The 19,570-nt window shown below is 71.7% G+C and carries 18 protein-coding genes, 1 tRNA gene and 2 pseudogenes; 4 read left to right on the forward strand and 17 right to left on the reverse strand.

The window, feature by feature from the left end; translation table 11 throughout:
* Nucleotides 1-25 precede the first annotated feature (25 nt).
* The 3 genes from BLW17_RS08995 to BLW17_RS09005 all read left to right on the forward strand — a co-directional run bounded on the left by BLW17_RS08995 (nucleotide 26) and on the right by BLW17_RS09005 (nucleotide 4,355).
* Complete coding sequence (locus BLW17_RS08995; RefSeq protein WP_036736333.1) at nucleotides 26-472, forward strand: nucleoside deaminase; 447 nt, start codon at nucleotides 26-28, stop codon at nucleotides 470-472.
* A gap of 15 nt (nucleotides 473-487) precedes the next feature.
* Nucleotides 488-811 carry a hypothetical protein gene (locus BLW17_RS09000; protein WP_139305963.1) on the forward strand — a complete coding sequence of 108 codons (324 nt, stop codon included), beginning with the start codon at nucleotides 488-490 and terminating at the stop codon, nucleotides 809-811.
* A 115-nt stretch (nucleotides 812-926) separates the two neighbouring features.
* Nucleotides 927-4,355, forward strand: a complete 3,429-nt coding sequence (locus tag BLW17_RS09005; protein ID WP_036734264.1) for a pyruvate carboxylase — start codon at nucleotides 927-929, stop codon at nucleotides 4,353-4,355.
* A 72-nt stretch (nucleotides 4,356-4,427) separates the two neighbouring features.
* Here the strand turns inward: BLW17_RS09005 and BLW17_RS09010 are convergent, their stop codons facing one another.
* Nucleotides 4,428-4,901 carry a hypothetical protein gene (locus BLW17_RS09010; protein ID WP_036734262.1) on the reverse strand — a complete coding sequence of 158 codons (474 nt, stop codon included), beginning with the start codon at nucleotides 4,899-4,901 and terminating at the stop codon, nucleotides 4,428-4,430.
* Nucleotides 4,891-5,514 (reverse strand): DUF5671 domain-containing protein, encoded by a 624-nt coding sequence (locus BLW17_RS09015; RefSeq protein WP_036734260.1) that lies wholly within the window; start codon nucleotides 5,512-5,514, stop codon nucleotides 4,891-4,893. The genes BLW17_RS09010 and BLW17_RS09015 overlap by 11 nt, the downstream gene beginning before the upstream one ends.
* 340 nt (nucleotides 5,515-5,854) lie before the next feature.
* Here BLW17_RS09015 and BLW17_RS09020 point away from each other — a divergent pair.
* A tRNA-Gly gene (locus BLW17_RS09020) sits at nucleotides 5,855-5,929 on the forward strand.
* An 85-nt stretch (nucleotides 5,930-6,014) separates the two neighbouring features.
* Here the strand turns inward: BLW17_RS09020 and BLW17_RS09025 are convergent.
* The 15 genes and pseudogenes from BLW17_RS09025 to BLW17_RS09090 form a co-directional block, all read right to left on the reverse strand.
* Entirely contained in the window at nucleotides 6,015-6,704 is a 690-nt protein-coding gene (locus BLW17_RS09025; protein ID WP_036734258.1) for an ABC transporter ATP-binding protein, read from the reverse strand.
* Nucleotides 6,701-6,925, reverse strand: a complete 225-nt coding sequence (locus tag BLW17_RS18950; RefSeq protein ID WP_414811464.1) for an ABC transporter ATP-binding protein C-terminal domain-containing protein — start codon at nucleotides 6,923-6,925, stop codon at nucleotides 6,701-6,703. The genes BLW17_RS09025 and BLW17_RS18950 overlap by 4 nt, the downstream gene beginning before the upstream one ends.
* Before the next feature lie 6 nt (nucleotides 6,926-6,931).
* Nucleotides 6,932-7,378: pseudogene (locus BLW17_RS18955) on the reverse strand (ATP-binding cassette domain-containing protein); the annotation flags it as partial.
* 94 nt (nucleotides 7,379-7,472) lie between these two features.
* On the reverse strand, nucleotides 7,473-8,447 hold the full coding sequence (locus tag BLW17_RS09035) for a branched-chain amino acid ABC transporter permease (RefSeq protein ID WP_036734256.1): 975 nt from the start codon (nucleotides 8,445-8,447) through the stop codon (nucleotides 7,473-7,475).
* Nucleotides 8,444-9,355, reverse strand: a complete 912-nt coding sequence (locus BLW17_RS09040) for a branched-chain amino acid ABC transporter permease (protein ID WP_036704645.1) — start codon at nucleotides 9,353-9,355, stop codon at nucleotides 8,444-8,446. Before BLW17_RS09040 ends, BLW17_RS09035 begins: the two co-directional genes overlap by 4 nt.
* 39 nt (nucleotides 9,356-9,394) lie before the next feature.
* Nucleotides 9,395-10,537, reverse strand: coding sequence for an ABC transporter substrate-binding protein (locus tag BLW17_RS09045; protein ID WP_036734254.1), 1,143 nt, complete (start codon nucleotides 10,535-10,537; stop codon nucleotides 9,395-9,397).
* A 139-nt stretch (nucleotides 10,538-10,676) separates the two neighbouring features.
* A pseudogene (locus BLW17_RS09050) lies at nucleotides 10,677-12,308 on the reverse strand (AMP-binding protein).
* The gene (locus tag BLW17_RS09055) at nucleotides 12,305-12,745 is read right to left on the reverse strand and encodes a RidA family protein (protein WP_036734251.1); all 441 of its coding nucleotides are present in this window, start codon (nucleotides 12,743-12,745) and stop codon (nucleotides 12,305-12,307) included. The pseudogene BLW17_RS09050 and the gene BLW17_RS09055 overlap by 4 nt, the downstream one beginning before the upstream one ends.
* Nucleotides 12,738-13,154, reverse strand: coding sequence for an acyl-CoA thioesterase (locus tag BLW17_RS09060; RefSeq protein ID WP_036734248.1), 417 nt, complete (start codon nucleotides 13,152-13,154; stop codon nucleotides 12,738-12,740). The genes BLW17_RS09055 and BLW17_RS09060 overlap by 8 nt, the downstream gene beginning before the upstream one ends.
* A complete protein-coding gene (locus BLW17_RS09065) occupies nucleotides 13,151-13,600 on the reverse strand; it encodes a cupin domain-containing protein (RefSeq protein ID WP_036734246.1) in 450 nt (149 codons plus the stop codon). The genes BLW17_RS09060 and BLW17_RS09065 overlap by 4 nt, the downstream gene beginning before the upstream one ends.
* Nucleotides 13,597-14,751 carry an acyl-CoA dehydrogenase family protein gene (locus BLW17_RS09070; RefSeq protein WP_036734244.1) on the reverse strand — a complete coding sequence of 385 codons (1,155 nt, stop codon included), beginning with the start codon at nucleotides 14,749-14,751 and terminating at the stop codon, nucleotides 13,597-13,599. Before BLW17_RS09070 ends, BLW17_RS09065 begins: the two co-directional genes overlap by 4 nt.
* Nucleotides 14,752-14,756: 5 nt before the next feature.
* Entirely contained in the window at nucleotides 14,757-15,584 is an 828-nt protein-coding gene (locus tag BLW17_RS09075; protein WP_036734242.1) for an enoyl-CoA hydratase family protein, read from the reverse strand.
* Nucleotides 15,581-16,048 carry a MarR family winged helix-turn-helix transcriptional regulator gene (locus tag BLW17_RS09080; RefSeq protein ID WP_036734240.1) on the reverse strand — a complete coding sequence of 156 codons (468 nt, stop codon included), beginning with the start codon at nucleotides 16,046-16,048 and terminating at the stop codon, nucleotides 15,581-15,583. The genes BLW17_RS09075 and BLW17_RS09080 overlap by 4 nt, the downstream gene beginning before the upstream one ends.
* Nucleotides 16,045-16,797 carry an SDR family NAD(P)-dependent oxidoreductase gene (locus BLW17_RS09085; protein ID WP_036734238.1) on the reverse strand — a complete coding sequence of 251 codons (753 nt, stop codon included), beginning with the start codon at nucleotides 16,795-16,797 and terminating at the stop codon, nucleotides 16,045-16,047. Before BLW17_RS09085 ends, BLW17_RS09080 begins: the two co-directional genes overlap by 4 nt.
* Complete coding sequence (locus BLW17_RS09090; protein WP_036734265.1) at nucleotides 16,790-19,075, reverse strand: bifunctional salicylyl-CoA 5-hydroxylase/oxidoreductase; 2,286 nt, start codon at nucleotides 19,073-19,075, stop codon at nucleotides 16,790-16,792. Before BLW17_RS09090 ends, BLW17_RS09085 begins: the two co-directional genes overlap by 8 nt.
* Between the last annotated feature and the right edge of the window lie 495 nt (nucleotides 19,076-19,570).

Below are 19,570 nucleotides of genomic sequence, written 5' to 3' on the forward strand. Positions count from 1 at the left end.
GCCGCGGACGGGCCATGCGGGGGCCATGTTCACTAGCCGCATGGACGACGCCCTGACCGAGGCCCGCGCCGCCGCGACCCGCGGCGAGGTGCCGGTGGGCGCGGTGCTCTGCGATCCCGCGGGCCGGGTGGTGGCGGCCGACGGCAACCGCACGCGCGAGCTGTCCGATCCGACCGCCCACGCCGAGATCCTCGTGATCCGCGCCGCCTGCGCGGCGGCGGGGTCCGAGCGTCTGCCGGGCTACCGGCTGTGGGTGACGCTCGAGCCCTGCCCCATGTGCGCCGCCGCGATTGCCGCGGCGCGGATCGCCGTGCTCTACTACGGGGCGCCGGACCCGCGGATGGGGGGCGTGGCGCACGGGGCGCGGGTGTTCGACCACCCGCAGTGCCACCACCGGCCCGAGGTCTATGAGGGCATCGCCGCCGGCGCTGCGCAATCGCTCCTGCGCGGGTTCTTCGCCGCCCGGCGCTGAGGGATGGAGACCGCCATGATCCGCCTCGCCCTGCTCACCGCGCTCATTGCCGGGTGCACCCCGGCCGCCCCGACCGGCGAGCGGGTCGAGGTCTGGACCCCCGCGGGGTCGGTCCAGTGCGAGCCCGGATCGGGGATCAGCGCGGCCGAGGCCGCTGCGCGGCTGGTCGCGGCGGGCGTCACCCCGGCGGGGCCGGCGCGCACGGCGCAGGACGGGATGATGCGCCCGGCGGTCTGCGGCGGCGGGGACGGTCGGGTCTGGGTGATCGGGATCGCCGCCGGCGACCTCGCCCGCGCGCGTGCCGCGGGCTTCGCGCCGTTGGACGAGCTGCCGGGCTGACGCCCCGCACCCCCGCACCCCCGCACCCCCCGCACCCCCCGCACCCCCGCGGCGGGGGTTGCCCCGGCGCCGCCGCCGCTTAAGGTCGGCCGGGTTCCCAGCGAGGTGCCGCCCGATGTTCGAGAAGATCCTGATCGCCAACCGCGGCGAGATCGCCATCCGGGTGATGCGCGCCGCAACCGAGCTGGGCAAGCGCACCGTCGCCGTCTACGCCGAAGAGGACAAGCTCGGCCTGCACCGCTTCAAGGCCGACGAGGCCTACCGCATCGGCGCGGGGCTGGGGCCGGTCGCGGCCTATCTCTCGATCCCCGAGATCATCCGCGTCGCGCGCGAGGCGGGCTGCGACGCCATCCACCCGGGCTACGGGCTGCTGTCCGAGAACCCCGAGTTCGTGGACGCCTGCACCGCCGCCGGCATCGCCTTCATCGGCCCAACGGCCGAGACGATGCGCGCGCTCGGCGACAAGGCCAGCGCCCGGCGGGTGGCCATTGCGGCCGGCGTGCCCGTGATTCCCGCGACCGAGGTGCTGGGCGACGACATGGAGGCGGTCCGCCGGCAGGCCGCCGAGATCGGCTATCCGCTGATGCTCAAGGCCAGCTGGGGCGGCGGCGGGCGCGGGATGCGCCCCATCGCCGCCGAGGCCGAGCTGGCCGAGAAGGTGCGCGAGGGCCGGCGCGAGGCCGAGGCCGCGTTCGGCAACGGCGAGGGCTATCTGGAAAAGATGATCCAGCGCGCCCGCCACGTCGAGGTGCAGCTTCTGGGCGACAGCCACGGCGGGCTCTATCACCTCTATGAGCGTGACTGCACCGTGCAACGCCGCAACCAGAAGGTCGTCGAGCGCGCCCCGGCCCCCTATCTGACCGACGCGCAGCGCGCCGAGGTCTGCGACCTGGCGCTGCGGATCGGCCGCGCGGTCGGCTATCGCAACGCCGGCACGGTCGAGTTCCTGATGGATATGGACTCGCAGCAGTTCTACTTCATCGAGGTGAACCCGCGCGTCCAGGTCGAGCACACCGTGACCGAAGAGGTCACCGGCATCGACATCGTGCAGGCCCAGATCCGCATCGCCGAGGGCGCGACGCTCTCCGAGGCGACCGGCCATGCCCGGCAAGAGGACATCGCGCTGTCGGGTCACGCGATCCAGTGCCGGGTCACGACCGAGGACCCGCAGAACAACTTCATCCCCGACTACGGCCGGATCAGCGCCTATCGCAGCGCCACCGGCAACGGCATCCGGCTGGACGGCGGCACGGCCTATGCCGGCGCGGTCATCACCCGGTTCTACGATTCGCTCCTGGTCAAGGTCACGGCCTGGGCGCAGACGCCCGAGGCGGCGATCCGGCGGATGGACCGGGCGCTGCGCGAGTTCCGCGTCCGCGGCGTCTCGACCAACATCGACTTCGTGATCAACCTGCTGAAACACCCGGTGTTTCTGGCCGATGCGGCGACCACCAAGTTCATCGACACGACGCCCGAGCTGTTCGACTTCACCCCCCGCAAGGACCGGGCGACGCGGATCCTGACCTATCTGGCCGACATCACCGTGAACGGCCACCCCGAGACGGCGGGCCGCCCGCGCCCGGCGCTGGCCCGGCCGCCGGTCCCCCCGGCCCCGCGGGGCACTGTGCCGGACGGGACGCGCCAGATGCTCGAGCGCGAGGGGCCGCAGGCGGTGGCCGACTGGATGGGCCGGCAGACGCGGCTGCTCGTCACCGACACCACGATGCGCGACGGGCACCAGTCGCTGCTGGCAACCCGGATGCGCTCGATCGACATGATCCGGGTGGCGCCGGCCTATGCGGCGAACCTCTCGGGCCTCTTCAGTGTCGAATGCTGGGGCGGGGCGACCTTCGACGTGGCCTATCGCTTTCTGCAGGAATGCCCCTGGCAGCGCCTGCGCGACATCCGCGCGGCGATGCCGAACGTGATGACGCAGATGCTGCTTCGGGCCTCGAACGGGGTCGGCTACACCAACTACCCCGACAACGTCGTGCAGGAGTTCGTGCGCCAGGCCGCCGTCTCGGGCGTCGACGTGTTCCGCGTGTTCGATTCGCTGAACTGGGTCGAGAACATGCGCGTGGCGATGGACGCGGTGCTCGACTCGGGCAAGCTCTGCGAGGGGGCGGTCTGCTATACCGGCGACATCCTCGACCCCGACCGGGCCAAGTACGACCTGCGCTATTATGTCGAGACGGCGACCGCGCTGCGCGACGCGGGCGCCCATGTGCTGGGCGTCAAGGACATGGCCGGGCTCTTGAAGCCCGCCGCCGCCACCGCGCTCTTCGCCGCGGTGCGGGATGAGGTGGGGCTGCCGATCCACTTCCACACCCACGACACCTCGGGCCTTGCCGGGGCGACGGTGCTGGCCGCGGCCGAGGCCGGGGTCGCCTGCGTGGACGCGGCGATGGATGCGTTCTCGGGCGGCACCTCGCAGCCCTGCCTCGGCTCGATCGTCGAGGCGCTGGCGCACACGCCGCGCGACACCGGGCTCGACATCGCCGCGATCCGCGAGATCTCCAACTATTGGGAGCGGGTGCGCGACCAGTACGCGGCCTTCGAGGCCGGCGGCCGGGCGCCTGCGTCCGAGGTCTGGCTGCACGAGATGCCGGGGGGCCAGTTCACCAACCTCAAGGCGCAGGCCCGCAGCCTCGGGCTCGAAGAGCGCTGGCACGAGGTGGCGCAGGCCTATGCCGACGCCAACCAGATGTTCGGCGACATCGTCAAGGTGACGCCGTCCTCCAAGGTGGTGGGCGACATGGCGCTGATGATGGTGGCCCAGGGGCTGACCCGCGCCGAGGTCGAGGACCCGGCCGTCGAGGTCGCCTTCCCCGAGTCGGTCGTGGACATGATGCGCGGCAACCTCGGCCAGCCGCCGGGCGGGTGGCCCGCGGCCTTGCAGGCCAAGGTGCTGAAGGGCGAGGCGCCGATCACCGACCGGCCCGGCGCGCATCTGCCGCCAGTGGACCTCGAGGCGGCGCGGGCGGGGCTGGCCGAAAAGCTCGACGCCGAGATCGACGACGAGGACCTGAACGGCTGGCTGATGTATCCCAAGGTCTTTCAGGACTACGCCGAGCGCCACCGCCTCTATGGCCCGGTGCGCACGCTGCCGACGCTCGCCTTCTTCTACGGGATGGAGCCGGGTGAGGAGATCGTGGCCGAGATCGACCCCGGCAAGACGCTGGAAATCCGCCTGCTGACCGTGGGCGAGACCGACGACGCGGGCGAGGCCAAGGTGTTCTTCGAGCTCAACGGCCAGCCGCGCAGCGTCCGGGTGCCGAACCGCTCGGTCAAGGCGCGGGCGGCGGCACGGGTCAAGGCCGATCCGGCCAACCCCGCCCACATCGGCGCGCCGATGCCCGGCGTGGTGGCGAGCGTGGCGGTGCAGCCGGGGGCCTCGGTCAAGCCGGGCGACCTGCTGCTGACCATCGAGGCGATGAAGATGGAGACCGGCATCCACGCCGACCGGGCGGCGGTGGTCAAGGCGGTGCACGTCGCGCCCGCGCAGCAGATCGACGCCAAGGACCTGCTGATCGAGCTGGAGTGAGGGGACGGCCCTGACGGGCCGTGGCCTCCGGCGGGGATATTTGGGCAAGAAAGAAGCGGGAGCGCGCGGGGGTCAGTTGGCCGGTTGCACGTCGGCCTGGACACCAGCGTCGGGCCGCGTCTCGGGCACCGGCGGCAGTTCGCGAGCGATGCAGTCGCCGTCGCGCTCGCGCCCGAAGCGGTAGCGAAAGGGGATCGCCTGGGGCTGCAGCTCGAAGTCGGCGCAGAGGCGGTAGTGGACGTCGTCCACCCGCTCGAACCGATAGGCGGCGCCCGTGGCCGTGTCGGTCAGCGGCAGCGGCCCGGGGCAGGCCTCGGTCTCGGTCAGCGCCGCGGGCATGACCCGGCTATTGCCCTCGCGCGAGAGGCATTCGACGTGCAGTGCCAGGCGATTCAGGTCGTCGAGCCGCGCCGAGTCGCGGCGTTCCTTGCGCGCCTGCGACGGGCCGCCGCCGAGAGCCAGCCCGGCGATGACGAGGACCAGCGCCAACCCGGCGATGGCGAGGCTGGCCCAGCCCTGGGGCGAGCGGCGCGGATCAGCGGTCATCGAGTTCGTCCCGGTAATAGGCGAAGGCCAGCCCACCGATCACCGCGATCAACAGCGCCTTGGCGGCGAATCGGCCGGTCAGCTCGCCCTCGAGCAGCGCGTTCACGACCGCGACCAGATCGCCGAGCAGCGCCAGCGAGGCGAGCAGCAGCGTGATCGCCGCGAACCACTTGCGCACCAGCGAGCGGCGGCGCCCCGGGTCGCCCGCGCTCTGCCGCGCCACCCGGCGGTTGAGCCACAAAAACAGCGGCACGGTCGGGATCAGGACCGCGATGTTCCAGCGCATCGACCGGACGAGCAGGCCGTAGCGGTCGGTCGGGTCGGGCATGAGCTGGTCGACGATCTTGAAGCCGAGCATGGCGAGGTGCCAGCAGATGCACCCCAGAATGAGGAACAGCAGCCCGTAGACGAACCCCTCGCGCGCCGAGACATAGGCCCGCGGGCGCGGCACCGGCGGCAGCCCCGCGGGGCCGGGCGCCCAGGCGTCAAGCGCCGCGGCGACCTCGGTCGGCGACCATCCGGCCGAGCCGAGCGCCGCGGCGAGCGCGTCGGCCGGTTGCCCGGCGCTCACGCCGGTGCGAACGAACTCGGCGATCTCGTCGCGGCCGGACATGGCGTTTCCTCGGGGCTCAGGGCGGTGATGCGCGGCCATAAGGGCGAGTGCGGGGGACGGTGTCAAGCGGACGGGCGGCGGGCCGCGCGGAGACGTGACCGGGCGTCGGGTGGCGTGTCAGGGGCTACGCGTGGTGACAGGGGGGCCGGTGCGCGGACCGGGTGCTGCTGAATGACGTCGGACACGCCGGCGTCGTGCGGCCGGTTTCGGCGCGCAAACCCCGGCGCCTTTCGACGCCGATCACGCGCCTCTGCGTCACGCACCAAATTTCCTCTTGCAGCCCCCCGCGGGCTTCTCTACATCACCCGTCACCGGCAGCGGACGCCGCCGGGAACGGAGCGCGGGCGTAGCTCAGGGGTAGAGCATAACCTTGCCAAGGTTAGGGTCGTGAGTTCGAATCTCATCGCCCGCTCCAACGTCAAAAGGGCCGGTCCTTCGGGGCCGGCCCTTTGCGTTCGCCGGTGCCGCGCCGGTCGCTGCACCCGCCGGTGCACCCGGCGCTACACCCCCAGCCAGTCGTTCGCCTGATCCTCGGTCAGCGCCTCGAGGCGCCCGTGCCAGATGCTGCGCCCGCGTTCGAGGATCACCGCGTGGTCGGCGATCTGGCGCAACTCGCGCAGGCTCTTGTCCACCAGCAGGATCGACTGCCCGTCCTGCTTGAGCCGGACGATGGCGGCCCAGATCTCCTGCCGGACCACGGGGGCGAGGCCCTCGGTCGCCTCGTCGAGGATCAGAAGCCGCGGGTTGGTCATCAGCGCCCGGCCGATGGCGAGCATCTGCTGCTCACCCCCCGACAGCGTCGCCGCGCGCTGGCCCCGCCGCTCGGCGAGGCGCGGGAACAGCGCCTCGACCCGCGCCCGGTCCCACGGGCCGGGGCGGGCGGCCACGCCCAGGTTCTCGGCCACGGTGAGCGGCGCGAAGCAGCGCCGCCCCTCGGGGACGAGGCCGACGCCCAGCCGGGCGATGCGGTGCGGGGCGAGCCCCCCGAGCGGCCGCCCGTCCAGGCTGACGCGCCCGGCGGTGGGGGGTGTCAGCCCGCAGATCGCGCGGATCGTCGTCGTCTTGCCCATGCCGTTGCGGCCCATCAGTGCCAGCACCTCGCCGGGTGCCAGCGCCAGATCGACGCCGAACAGCGCCTGCACCGGACCATAGCCGGCCTCGAGCCCCGCGGTTTCCAGAAGCGCGCTCACTCGTCCTCTCCCAGATACGAGCGGCGCACCTCGGGGTCGCGGCGGATCGCCTCGACCGCGCCGCTGGCGATGATTCGCCCGGCGACGAGGACCGAGACCCGGTCGGCCAGCGCGAAGACCGCGTCCATGTCGTGCTCGACCAGCAGGATCGGCGCCTCGGCCTTGAGCGCCGAGAGCAGCGCCACGAGCTGCCCCGCCCCCTCGCCGCCCATCCCCGCCATCGGCTCGTCCAGCAGGAAGAGCTGCGGGTGCAGCGCCAGCGCCATTGCGATCTCGAGCTTGCGACGCTCGCCGTGGCTGAGCGTCGCGGCCGGCACCGTCTCGCGCCCCGCCAGCCCGGCGGCGGCGATGTGGCGCCTGGCCGGGCCGGTCAGCGCGGGGTCGCCCAGCACCGGGCGCAGAAAGCGGAAGCTGTGCCCGCTGGCCCCCTGCTCGGCCAGCACGACGTTCTGCAGTACGGTGAAGTCCGCGATCACCTGGCTGACCTGGAAGCTGCGGGCGAGGCCGAGGCGCGCGCGCCCCGCCGCATCCACCCCGTCGATGGACCGGCCGCGGAACCGCACCGTGCCCGCGTCTGGGCGCAGCTCGCCGGTGATCTGCTTGATGAGCGTGGACTTGCCGGCGCCGTTGGGGCCGATCAGGGCGTGGATCTCTCCGGCCCGCAGGGTCAGCGAGACGTCGTCGGTGGCGGTCAGGGCACCGAAGGACTTGCGCAACCCGCGGATGTCGAGGATCGGCTCGGCAAGCGGCACGGGCTGGGGGACCGGCTCAGTCATGGCTGCGCCCCCGTCCGCTCAGGATGCCGACGATGCCGCCCGGCGCGAACATCACGATGCCGAGCAGCGCGAGCCCGAGCAGCGCCTGCCAGTATTCGCTGACGCCGCCGACCAGATGCTCGAGGATCACATAGGTCATGGCCCCCGCCAGCGGTCCCATCAGCCGCCCGACGCCGCCGAGGATGACGAAGACCATGATCTCGCCCGACATGTGCCAGCTGAGCGCGGCTGGCGAGATGAAGCGGTTGAGATCGGCGTAGAGCGAGCCCGCCAGCGCCGTGATCGCGGCCGAGATGACGAAGGCGGTCAGTCGGATGCCGAAGGGGCGGATGCCGACCGCGGTGACCCGCTGCGGGTTGCGCCGCGCCGCCTGCAGCGCCAGGCCGAAGCGCGCCCGCATCATTACCGCGACCAGCGCCAGCGCCAGCAGCAGCAGCGTGACGCAGACCCCGAACCAGGTCAGCGGGTTCATCGTCGCCAGCCCCGGCAGGCGGTTCCGGACATAGAACGACAGCCCGTCCTCGCCCCCGTAGGCCGGCCAGCCGATCGCGAACCAGTAGATCATCTGCGCGAAGGCCAGCGTCACCATGATGAAATAGACGCCCGAGGTCCTGAGGCTCAGCGCCCCGATCACCAGCGCGGCGAGCGCCCCCGCGGCCATCGCCGCGGGCCAGATCACCAGCAGGTCGGTGGTGCCGGGCAGGCTGCCCAGGATCGGCTCGCCCGACATGGCGTGGCTCGCCAGCACCCCGGTGACATAGCCGCCGATGCCGAAGAAGGCGGCATGGCCGAAGCTGACCAGCCCGCCGTAGCCGAGCACGAGGTTCAGCCCGACCCCGGCGAGCGCGAGGATCGCGGCCTTGGTGGCGAGCGTCACCCAGAAGCCGTGGCCGGTCCAGTGCGCGGCCAGCCCGCCGCCGATCAGCAGCGCCAGCAGCCCGGCGTTGACGAGGGACGCCCGGCTCACGCCCGCACCCCGAAGAGGCCCGCAGGCCGCCACAGCAGCACCGCCGCCATCAGCAGATAGATCGACATCGAGGCGAGGCTCGCGCCCAGCGTGTTGGCCTCGGCCGTCGGCATGATGCGGGCGAGCAGCCCGGGCAGCAGCGCCCGGCCGAGGCTCTCGGTCATGCCGACGAGGATCGCCGCGACCAACGCCCCGCCGATCGAGCCGATCCCGCCGATCACCACGACGACGAAGGCGAGGATCAGCACCGGCTCGCCCATCCCGACCTGCACCGACTGCACGGCGCCGACCAGCGCGCCGGCCAGCCCCGCGAGCGCGGCGCCGAGCGCGAAGACCACGGTGTAGAGCCGGGCGATGTCTACGCCGAGCGCGCCGATCATCTCGCGGTCGGCCTCGCCCGCGCGGATGCGGGCGCCCAGCCGGGTGCGGGTCATCAGCAGGAAGAGCCCCGCGGCGATCAGCGCCCCCACCCCGATCACGCCGAGGCGGAACACCGGATAGACCAGCCCCCCCGGCAGCGTCACCGTACCCGACAGGGCCGGGGGCAGCGTGAGGTAAAGTGGGAACGAGCCGAACATCCAGCGCATCCCCTCGGACGCGATCAGGATCAGCGCGAAGGTCGCGAGCACCTGGTCGAGGTGGTCGCGGGCGTAGAGGCGGCGGATCACCACCGCCTCGACCAGCGCGCCCGCGGCCGCCGCGGCGGCAAGGCTCGCCGCGACGCCGAGGGCGAAGCTGCCCGTTTCGCGCGCCACCACCGCACAGGCGAAGGCGCCGATCATGTAGAGCGAGCCGTGCGCGAGGTTGATGAGCCCCATGACGCCGAACACCAGCGTCAGGCCCGCCGCCATCAGGAACAGCGTCATCCCGTATTGCAGCCCGTTGAGAAGCTGTTCGACGATCAGCATGAGGTCATCCCCACCCCGGCCCCGGCGCGCGCAGCCGTCCTACATCTTGCACTCGGCCGCGTAGGCGTCGGCGTGGTCGGTCAGGGCGGTCCCCACGATCTTGTTGGTCAGCACCCCCTGGTCGTTCTTGATGACCTCGCGGACATAGAGGTCCTGGATCGGGTGCTGGTTCGGGCCGAAGCTGAACTTGCCCCGCACGCTCGGGAACTCGGCCGCCTTGAGCGCGGTGCGGAAGGCGTCGTGGTCGCTGACCTCGGCCTTGGCGGCCGCCGACAGGATCAGGTTCGCGGTGTCATACCCCTGCGCCGCATAGACCGAGGGCAGGCGGTTGTAGGCCTTCTGGAACTCGGCCACGAAGGTCTTGTTGGCCTCGTTGTCGAGGTCGGGCGACCAGCTTGCGGTGTTCTTGACCCCCAGCGCCGCGTCGCCGACGGCGGGCAGGATGTCCTGATCGAAGCTGAAGGCCGGGCCGATCAGCGGGGTTTTGACGCCGCTCGTGGCGTATTGCTTCATGAACGAGATGCCCATGCCGCCGGGCAGGAAGAAGAACACCGCATCCGCCCCGGAGTCGCGGATCTGGGCGATCTCGCCGGCGTAGTCGGTCTGGCCGACCTGGGTATAGACCTCGCCCGCCAGCTCGCCCTTGTAGAAGCGCTTGAAGCCCGAAAGCGAGTCCTTGCCCGCCGGGTAGTTCGGCGCCATCACGAAGACCTTCTTGTAGCCGGCGTCGGTCGCCGCCTGACCCGCGGCCTCGTGGAAGTTGTCGTTCTGGTAGCTGACGGCGAAGTAGTCCTTGTTGCACTGGGCGCCCGCCAGCGCCGAGGGCGCGGCGTTGGTCGAGACGTAGAACTTGCCCTGCTGGACCGCCGCCGGGACCACCGCCATAGCGAGGTTCGACCAGACGATCCCGGTCAGCAGGTCGACGCCGTCCTGCTGGATCATCTTGTCGGCGATCTGCACCGCCACGTCGGGCTTCTGCTGGTCGTCCTCGGTGACCACGGTGATGTCCCTGGCCTTGTCCCCCGCCAGCTTGAGGGCGAGGTCGAAGCCGTCGCGGGTGTCGATCCCGAGGCCCGCGCCGCCGCCCGACAGCGTGGTGATCATGCCGATCTTGACCGGGCCGGCCATCGCGGTGCCCGCGCTCAGCGCCGCAAGGACGCCCAGGGTGGTGATGAGTTTCATGGTCTTTCCTCTCCTGTGTGCGCGGGGACGTTGCCCCGCCTTGTGACATTCCGGCGGCCCGTGCGCCGCCGCCCCGCGCGTGTAGAAGGACGGGCGCGCGCCCCGCTGTAAAGCCCGGACGCCCCGGCGGGCGCCGCGATCAGCCCCCCTCCCTGAGGCGGAAGCGCTGGATCTTGCCGCTTTCGGTCTTGGGCAGGGCGGCGCAGAACACCACGCTGCGGGGGTATTTGTAGGGGGCGATGCTGCGCTTGACGTGATCCTGCAGGTCACGGACCATCAGCCGGTCGGCCTCGAACCCCTCGCGCAGGACGACATGGGCCTCGACGATCTCGCCGCGCTCGGGGTCGGGCGCGCCGATCACCGCGCATTCGGCGACGGCGGGGTGGGACAGCAGCGCCGCCTCGACCTCGGGGCCGGCGATGTTGTAGCCGGCCGAGAGGATGATCCCGTCGTTGCGGGCGGCGAAGTGGAAGCGCCCCTCGTCGTCCTGGGTGAAGCTGTCGCCGGTCAGGTTCCAGCCGCCCTTGACGTAGTCGCGCTGCCGGTCGGGGTCGGCGAGGTAACGGCACCCCAGCGGCCCCTGCACCGCCAGCCGGCCGAGCGTGCCGCGCGGCACCTCGCGCCCCTCGTCGTCGACGATCATCGCCCGGTAGGTGCTGACCGGCCGCCCGGTGCAGCCGGGGCGGTGGTCGTCGAAGCGGTTGGTGAGGAAGATGTGCAGCATCTCGGTCGAGCCGATCCCGTCCAGCATCGGCTTGCCGGTGCGGGCCTTCCACTCCTCATAGACCGGCGCGGGCAGCGTCTCGCCGGCCGAGACGGCGGCACGCAGGCTCGACAGGTCCGCGCCCGCGTCCATCGCCGACAGCATCGCGCGATAGCCGGTGGGGGCGGTGAAGCAGATCGTGGCCCGGTAGCGCTCGATGATCTCGACCATGTTGGGCGGGCTCGCCTGTTCCAGCAGCGCCGCCGCCGCGCCGAAGCGCAGCGGGAACACCGCGAGCCCGCCGAGACCGAAGGTGAAGGCGAGCGGCGGAGAGCCGACGAACACGTCCTCGGGCGTGACCTGCAGCACCTCGCGCGCGTAACCGTCGGCGATGATCAGGATGTCGCGGTGGAAATGCATCGTGGCCTTGGGCGCCCCGGTCGTCCCCGAGGTGAACCCCAGCAGCGCCACATCGTCGCGCCCGGTCTGCACGCAGTCGAAGCGCACCGGCTTGCCCAGCGCCGCGCGGTCCAGCTCGGCATCGTGGTTGGCGCTGCCGTCGAAGCCCACCACCGTCTCGAGCACCGGCGCCAGCGCCTTGGCGGCGATCATCTCCTCCATCAGGCGCGTGTCGCAGAGGGCGAACTTGACCTGCGCCTTGTCCACGATCTTGGCCAGCTCGCCCGCGCGCAGCATCGGCATGGTGTTGACCACGACGGCGCCCGCCTTGGTCGCGGCCAGCTAGCAGGCCACCATCGCCGGGTTGTTGGCCGAGCGGATCAGCACCCGGTTGCCGGGCTTGACGCCGTAATCCTCGACCAGCGTGCGGGCGATGCGGTTGGTCCAGTCCGACAGCTCCTTGTAGGTGCGCTGGCGGCCGTTGCCGATCAGCGCCACGCGGTCGCCGTGGCCGTGCTGGACCATCCGGTCGGTCAGCTCGTGGCCGATGTTCAGCCATTCGGGGTAACGGAACGGCCCGAGGTCGATCTTCGGCCAGAGCGCGGCCGGGGGCAGGTTGTCGCGGCTAAAGCTGTCCTCGTGGCCCGAGGGGCCGAGGGGTTCGTTCATCGCCCGCCCTCCCCCGCCGCGGGGCCCGCGTCGGGCACCACCGCCGTCGCCTCGATCTCGAGCCGGGCGCGGTCCTCGACCAACGCCACCACCTGCACCAGCGCCATCGCCGGGTAGTGCCGGCCCAGGTGCTTGCGGTAGACGGCGCCCAGGTCGCGCAGCCGGCTCATGTATTCCTGCTTGTCCACCACGAACCAGGTCATCCGGGTCAGGTGCTCGGGCCCCGCCCCCGCCTCGGCCAGAAGCGCCACGATCGCGCCAAGGATGCGGTCGGTCTGCTCGATGAAATCGTCGCTGTGCCAGACCTGCTGTTCGTCCCAGCCGACCAGCCCGCCCAGCCAGATCGTCGTGCCGGGGCGCGAGACGACCGCGTTGGCGTAGCCCTGGGCGGGTTTCCAGCCCTCGGGGTTCAGGAACTCGTGCGGACTTTCACTCATCGCCATGCTCCCTTGCGGCCTCGAGCCGGGCCCGCATCTCTCGGGGCCAGGCGGCAGGCTTGCCGCCCCGGCCGATCCACACCAGCGTCTTGCGCACCTCGAGCCGCGTGTCGCCCGCCCCCACCCGCGCCGTCAGCGCCAGATCGAGGCTCGACCGCCCGACCCGCAGCACCGTCAGCGTCCAGTCGAGCCGGTCGCCGAGCCGCGAGGGCAGCCGGAAATCGGCCTCGAGCCGGGCGGTCGGGGCGCCCTCGCCCGCCGCCATCACCTCGGCGTAGCTGCGGCCCACCACCTCGGCGAAGAAGTTTTCGCACACCGAGTTGGTCATCTCGAAATATCGCGCGTAGAACACGATCCCGGCCGGATCGCAGTGATTGAACTCGACCGGGATCGTCCGCCGGTAGCTCATTCGTTGGCCTCGGGCGGCAGGAAATCGACCTCGTGGGCGGCGCGGACGCGCACCACCTCGTCCACGTCGGTCATGTCGTGCAGCACCTCGAACAGCGCCTCGAGCCGGCCCGCGGGCGAGACCCAGAAGAGCGCCCGCGCCGGCGTGTCGGACTTGTTGAAATAGCCGTGCGGGACGGCGCGCGGCATCCGCACCAGATCGCCCGCCTTCGCCGTCGTCCACTGGCTGTCCAGCTTCAGCTCGAGCTGCCCCTCCTGCACGAGGATGAACTCGTCCTGCGTGGGGTGGATGTGGACGGGCACGAACTGCCCCGGCTCGCTGTTCGTCTCGAACGCGAAGCTCGCGTCGCAGCTCGCCTTGGGAAAATAGCGCTGGCCGAGGATGTTCAGCTCGCGCCCGTGATAGGCCTCGCCGTTGCGGGTGATCCCGCCTTGCAGGTCGCTCATCTCTCCCCTCCCTGAAAGCCGCCCGCGACCGCGCGGGCGATGATGATGCGCTGGACGTCGCTGGCGCCCTCATAGATCCTGAGCGCGCGGATCTCGCGGTAGAGGCGCTCGACGGTCTCGCCGTGGCGCACCCCGTCGCCGCCGTGAAGCTGCACGGCGGTGTCGATGACCCGCTGCGCGGCCTCGGTCGCGTAGAGCTTGGCCATCGCCGCCTCGCGGGTGATGCGGGCGGGCCGCAGGACGTCGCGGGTCCAGGCGGCGCGGTAGATCAGCAGCGCCGCAGCGTCGATCTCCAGCGCCATGTCGGCCAGATGCCCCTCGACGATCTGGTGGTCGATCAGCCGCCCGCCGCCGGGGCGCGGCCGGTGGACCCGCGCCAGCGCCTCGTCGAGCGCCCGGCGCGCGAACCCCAGCGCCGCGGCCCCCACGGTCGCGCGGAAGAGGTCGAGGACCGCCATCACCACCTTGAACCCCGCCCCCGCCTCGCCGATCAGCGCCCCCGCGGGCAGGCTCACGCCGTCGAGCCTGAGGCGGGCGAGCGGATGCGGCGCGATCACCTCGATCCGCTCGGCGATGCTCAGGCCGGGGGTGTCGGCGGGCATTAGGAAGGCCGAGAGACCGCGCGCGCCCGGTGCCTCGCCGCTGCGCGCGAGGATCACATAGACATCGGCGATGCCGCCGTTCGAGATATAGGTCTTTTCGCCGTCGAGCACCCAGTCCTCGCCCTCGCGCCGCGCGGTGGTCGCGGTCTGGGCCACGTCCGACCCCGCCCCCGGCTCGGTCAGCGCAAAGGCCGAGATCGCCGCGCCCGCCCGCGTCCGGTCGAGCCAGCGGCGCTGTTCGGGCGTGCCGAACAGGCTCACCGCCCCCATCCCCAGCCCCTGCATGGCAAAGGCGAAATCGGCGAGGCCGTCGTGGCGCGCCAGCGTCTCGCGGATCAGGCAGAGCGTCCGCAGGTCGATCGCCTCGCCGCCCGAGTGGGTGAGCCAACCGCCCGCCCCCAGCCGCGCCACCAGATCGGGGCAGGCGGCATCGGTGTCGGCGTGGTCGACGGCGCCAAGCTCGCGCCCCGCCCAGTCGTCGAGCGCCCCGGCCAGGTCGCGGTGGCGGTCCTCGAAGAACGGCCAGTCGAGAAAGCTGCGGTCGGCCATGTCCCTCAGTCCCCCTCGAACACCGGCGTCTCGCGCGCCACGAAGGCGTGGTAGGCGCGGGCGAAGTCGCGGGTCTGCATGCAGATCGCCTGGGCCTGCGCCTCGGCCTCGATGGCCTGGTCCAGCCCCATGTTCCATTCCTGGTTGAGCTGCGTCTTGGTGATCCCGTGCGCCCAGACCGGCCCCGCGGCGATCCGCTCGGCCAGCGCCAGCGCGGCGGCCTCGACATCCTCGTGGACCGCGTTCCAGAAACCCCAGCGCTCGCCCTCGTCCGCCGACATCGACCGGCCGGTGTAGAGCAACTCGGCCGCCCGCCCCTGCCCGATGATCCGCGGCAGCATCGCGCAGGCCCCCATGTCGCAGCCGGCCAGCCCGACGCGGGTGAAGAGGAACGCCGCCTTGGCGTCCGGCGCGGCCAGCCGCAGGTCGGCGGCCATCGCCATGATCGCCCCGGCGCCGACGCACACGCCCTCGACCGCGGCGATCACCGGGCGGTTGCAGTGGATCATCGCCCGGACCAGATCGCCGGTCAGCCGGGTGAAGGCCAGCAGGTCCGTCATCTCCATCCCCACCAGCGGGCCGATGATCTCGTGCACGTCGCCGCCCGAGCAGAAGTTCCCGCCGTTCGAGGCGAGCACCACCACATCCACGTCGGTCGCCACCGCGAGCGCGCGGAACGTGTCGCGCAGCTCGGCGTAGCTGGCGAAGGTCAGCGGGTTCTTGCGCTCGGGGCGGGCCAGCCGGATCACCGCCACCCGGCCGCGCATCTCCCACTGGAAGTGCGTCGGCCGAAGGCCGGCCATCTCGGTGCGGGGCAGAAGGTCGTGGGTCATGCGGCAGGCTCCAGTTTGCGCAGGATGCGGCGCATCTCGGCCAGATCGGCCTCGTCGAGCGGGGCGAAGATGCGCGAGATCTCCTGCTCGTGGGCGCGCGCCATGGCGTCGAAGCGCGCCCGGCCCGCGTCGGTCAACGCCACCCGCACCGCGCGCCGGTCGGAGTCGCAGGGCAGCCGCACCGCCAGCCCCTCGGCCTCGAGCCGGTCCACCACCGCGGTCACGTTGCCGTTCGAGACGAGCAGCCAGCGGCTGATCTCGGTCATCGTCATCGGCTGCTCCTGCCGCCAGAGCGCCGCCATCACGTCGAAGCGGGGCAGCGTCGTGGCGTGGTCGCGGCGCAGGAAGTCGCGCAGCTCGCCCTCGGCCCGGCGGGTGACGCCGAGGAGCCGGATCCAGAGCCTCAGCCGCCGCTTGGACAGCGGGTCGGTGGCCAGCGTCGGCGCATCGGGGCGGGCGCTCATGTCTCGCCCCCGTCGATGGCGATGGCCTGGCCGCTCACGCCGCGGGCCCCCTCGCTGCACAGCCAGAGGGCGGCGGCGGTGACCTCGGACGGCGCCACCAGCCGGCGCTGGGGATTGGCGCGAACCAGCGCGGCCTTCGCCGCCTCGCGGTCGCGGCCGGTCGTGCGGGTGATGGTGTCGAGCGTCCGCTCGGTCATCTCGGTGTCGAGAAACCCGGGGCAGAGCGCATTGGCGGTGATCCCCCGCGGCCCCAGCTCTTGCGCCAGCGCCCGCACCAGTCCCACCACCCCGTGCTTGGCGGCGGTGTAGTGGGCGACATAGGGATACCCCTTGAGCCCGGCGGTCGAGGCGACTGCGATCAGCCGCCCCCAGCCCTCCATCCGCCGCAGCCCCTCACGCAGGGTGAGGAACGTGCCGGTCAGGTTCACCGCCAGCACCGCGTCGAACTGGTCGCGCGAGAGCCTGGCAAAGGGCGCGCTGTCGGCGGCGCCGGCGTTGGCGATCACGATGTCGCAGCGCCCGGCGGCCTCAAACAGCGCCGCAACGCTCGCCTCATCCGTCACGTCGCAGGTGAGCGCCCGCGCCCCGGTCTCGGCCGCGACCCGGTCGAGCGGATCGCGGCGGCGCCCCGCCACCACGACCTCGGCCCCCGCGCCTGCGAACCCGCGCGCGAGGTCGGCGCCCACGCCAGTGCCGCCCCCGGTGATCAGGGCGCGGCGGCCGGCGAGGGGGCGGGCCGCGTCAGGCACGGATCGCCTCCTGCTCGCGGGCGCGCAGCCGATAGGCCTGGTCGCGGCCGGCGAGGTAGGGCTTAGGCCACGGCTCGGCCTCGTCGCCCAGCGTCACGGCAGCGTGCAGTGTCCAGTAGGGGTCGGCCAGATGCGGCCGCGCGATCGCCACCAGATCGGCGCGCCCCGCCATCAGGATCGAGTTGACGTGGTCCGGCTCGGTGATGTTGCCCACCGCCATCGTCGGGATCGACAGCTCGTTGCGGATGCGGTCCGAGAACGGCGTCTGGAACATCCGCCCATAGACCGGCCGCGCCGCGATCGAGGTCTGCCCGGCGGACACGTCGAAGAGGTCCGCGCCCGCGTCGTGGAAGGCCCGCGCGATCTCGACCGCCTCTTCCGGCGTCACGCCCTCGGCGTCGAGCCAGTCGGTGGCGCTGATCCGCACCGCGATCGGCTTGCCCGCGGGCCAGGCCGCGCGCATCGCCCGGAACACCTCGAGCGGCCAGCGCAGCCGGTTCTCGAGGCTGCCGCCATACTCGTCCGTCCGCCGGTTCGACGCGGGCGAGATGAAGGACGAGACGAGATAGCCGTGCGCCGCGTGCAACTCGACCATGTCGAAGCCGGCACGGGCGGCCATCTCGGTCGCCGCGGCGAACTGGTCGCGCACCAGGTCCATGTCGGCGCGCGTCATCTCGGCAGGCGTCGCGCTGCCCTCGGCCCAGGGGATCGCGCTCGCCGACATCAGCGGCCAGTTGCCGGTCTCGAGCGGCTGATCCATCCCCTCCCACCCCAGCCGGGTCGAGCCCTTGCGCCCGGCGTGGCCGATCTGGCAGCAGATCCGTGCGTCCGTCTCGGCATGGATGAAGTCGACGATCCGGCGCCAGGCGGCCTCGTGCTCGGGCGCGTAGAGGCCGGGGCAGCCGGGGGTGATCCGGCCCTCGGGCGAAACGCAGGTCATCTCGGTGTAGACGAGCCCGGCGCCACCCTTCGCGCGCTCGCCCAGATGGACGAGGTGCCAGTCGGTCGGGCAGCCGTCCTCGGCCCGGTACTGCGCCATGGGCGAGACCACGACGCGGTTCTTGAGCGTCATGTCCCCCAGCCGGAACGGGGCGAACATGGGCGCCCGGCCCGGCGCGCCCCCGGCCCGCGACTGAAACCAGTCCTCGGCCGCGCCCAGCCATGCGGGGTCGCGCAGGCGCAGGTTCTCGTGGCTGATCCGCTGGCTGCGGGTGAGCAGCGAATAGGCGAACTGCACCGGCTCGAAGTCGAGGTAGCGGCCGACCTGCTCGAACCACTCAAGGCTGTTGCGGGCCGCCGATTGCAGCCGCAACACCTCGAGCCGCCGCTCGTCCTGGTAGCGCTGGAAGGCGGCCTCCATCGTCGGTTCCGAGTGCAGGTATTCGGCCAGTGCGATGGCGCTGTCGAAGGCGAGCCGCGAGCCCGAGCCGATCGAGAAATGCCCGGTCGCCGCGGCGTCGCCCATCAGCACGACGTTCTCGTGGTGCCACGTCTCGCAGATCACCCGCGGGAACTGCATCCACACCGCCGAGCCGCGCAGGTGGGCGGCGTTCGACATCAGCTCGTGCCCGCCCAGATGTCGCTCGAAGATGCGCCGGCAGGTCTCGACCGTCTCTTCCTTGCTCATGTCGGCAAAGCCGAGCGCGTCCCACACGTTGGGCGTCGTCTCGACGATGAAGGTCGCGGTGGTGTCGTCGAACTGGTAGACATGGGCCCAGATCCAGCCCGCCGGGGTGCGCTCGAAGATGAAGGTGAAGGCGTCGTCGAACTTCTGGTGCGTGCCGAGCCAGACGAACTTGCAGAGCCGCGTGTCGATGTCGGGGCGGAAATGCTCGGCATATTCGCGGCGCACGACCGAGTTGATGCCGTCGGAGCCGACCACGAGGTCATAGTCGCCCCGCAGCGCCTCGACGCTGGTGAACTCGGTCTCGAAGCGCAGGTCGACGCCGAGTTCGCGGGCCCGGTCCTGCAGCAGGATCAGCATCTGCCGCCGCCCGATGCCGGCGAAGCCGTGCCCGCCCGAGACGGTGCGGACGCCGTCCTTGATCACGGCGATGTCGTCCCAATAGGCGAAATGGCTGCGGATCGCCTCGGTCGAGGCGGGGTCGTTCTTCTGCATCCGCCCGAGCGCGTCGTCCGACAGCACCACCCCCCAGCCGAAGGTGTCGCGCGCCCGGTTCCGCTCGAGCACGGTGACCTCGTGCGCGGAGTCACGCAGCTTCATCGAGATGGCGAAATAGAGCCCCGCAGGGCCACCGCCGAGGCAGAGTATCTTCACGGCCACGCCTCCCCACATCGCCGAAGTGAGGTGATCACTGCGGCGCGGACGGATGTATTTCAAGCTTTAAGTTTCAAGTTGGAAAGAGATTGTGGGGATGGGTTGGGATGGGTGGGGCTGTTGGTGGGGAGGGCCTCTTCCTGATGGATGCCCTTCTGACGTGCCGGTTTGAGCGATACAGCGGCAGGGTCGGCGCACCACCGGGGGGCCAGCCCCCCGGACCCCCCGGGATATTTGGGCAGGAAAGAAGCGGGACGCGGGCGGTCGGGGAACGGGGGACGGGCATCGGTCGGCCGAACTCGCTGTCAGGTTTGCCCGAGCCGACTTCGTCGCGAGGCTACTCTGTTCCTAAGACTCCCAAGGTCGCTCCCTGCTTGGAAACCCTGAGCAGCTCACAGGAGTCCGCGCGGAAAGATTAGTTCACCCCTGACGGGGCTCCGGCCGCTGACCGCGACCAGCGCACGTCCAACGCACCGCGCGCCGCGGCACGGCCTC

Origin of the sequence: Paracoccus sanguinis (assembly GCF_900106665.1) — a bacterium.
Taxonomy (GTDB): Bacteria; Pseudomonadota; Alphaproteobacteria; order Rhodobacterales; family Rhodobacteraceae; genus Paracoccus; species Paracoccus panacisoli.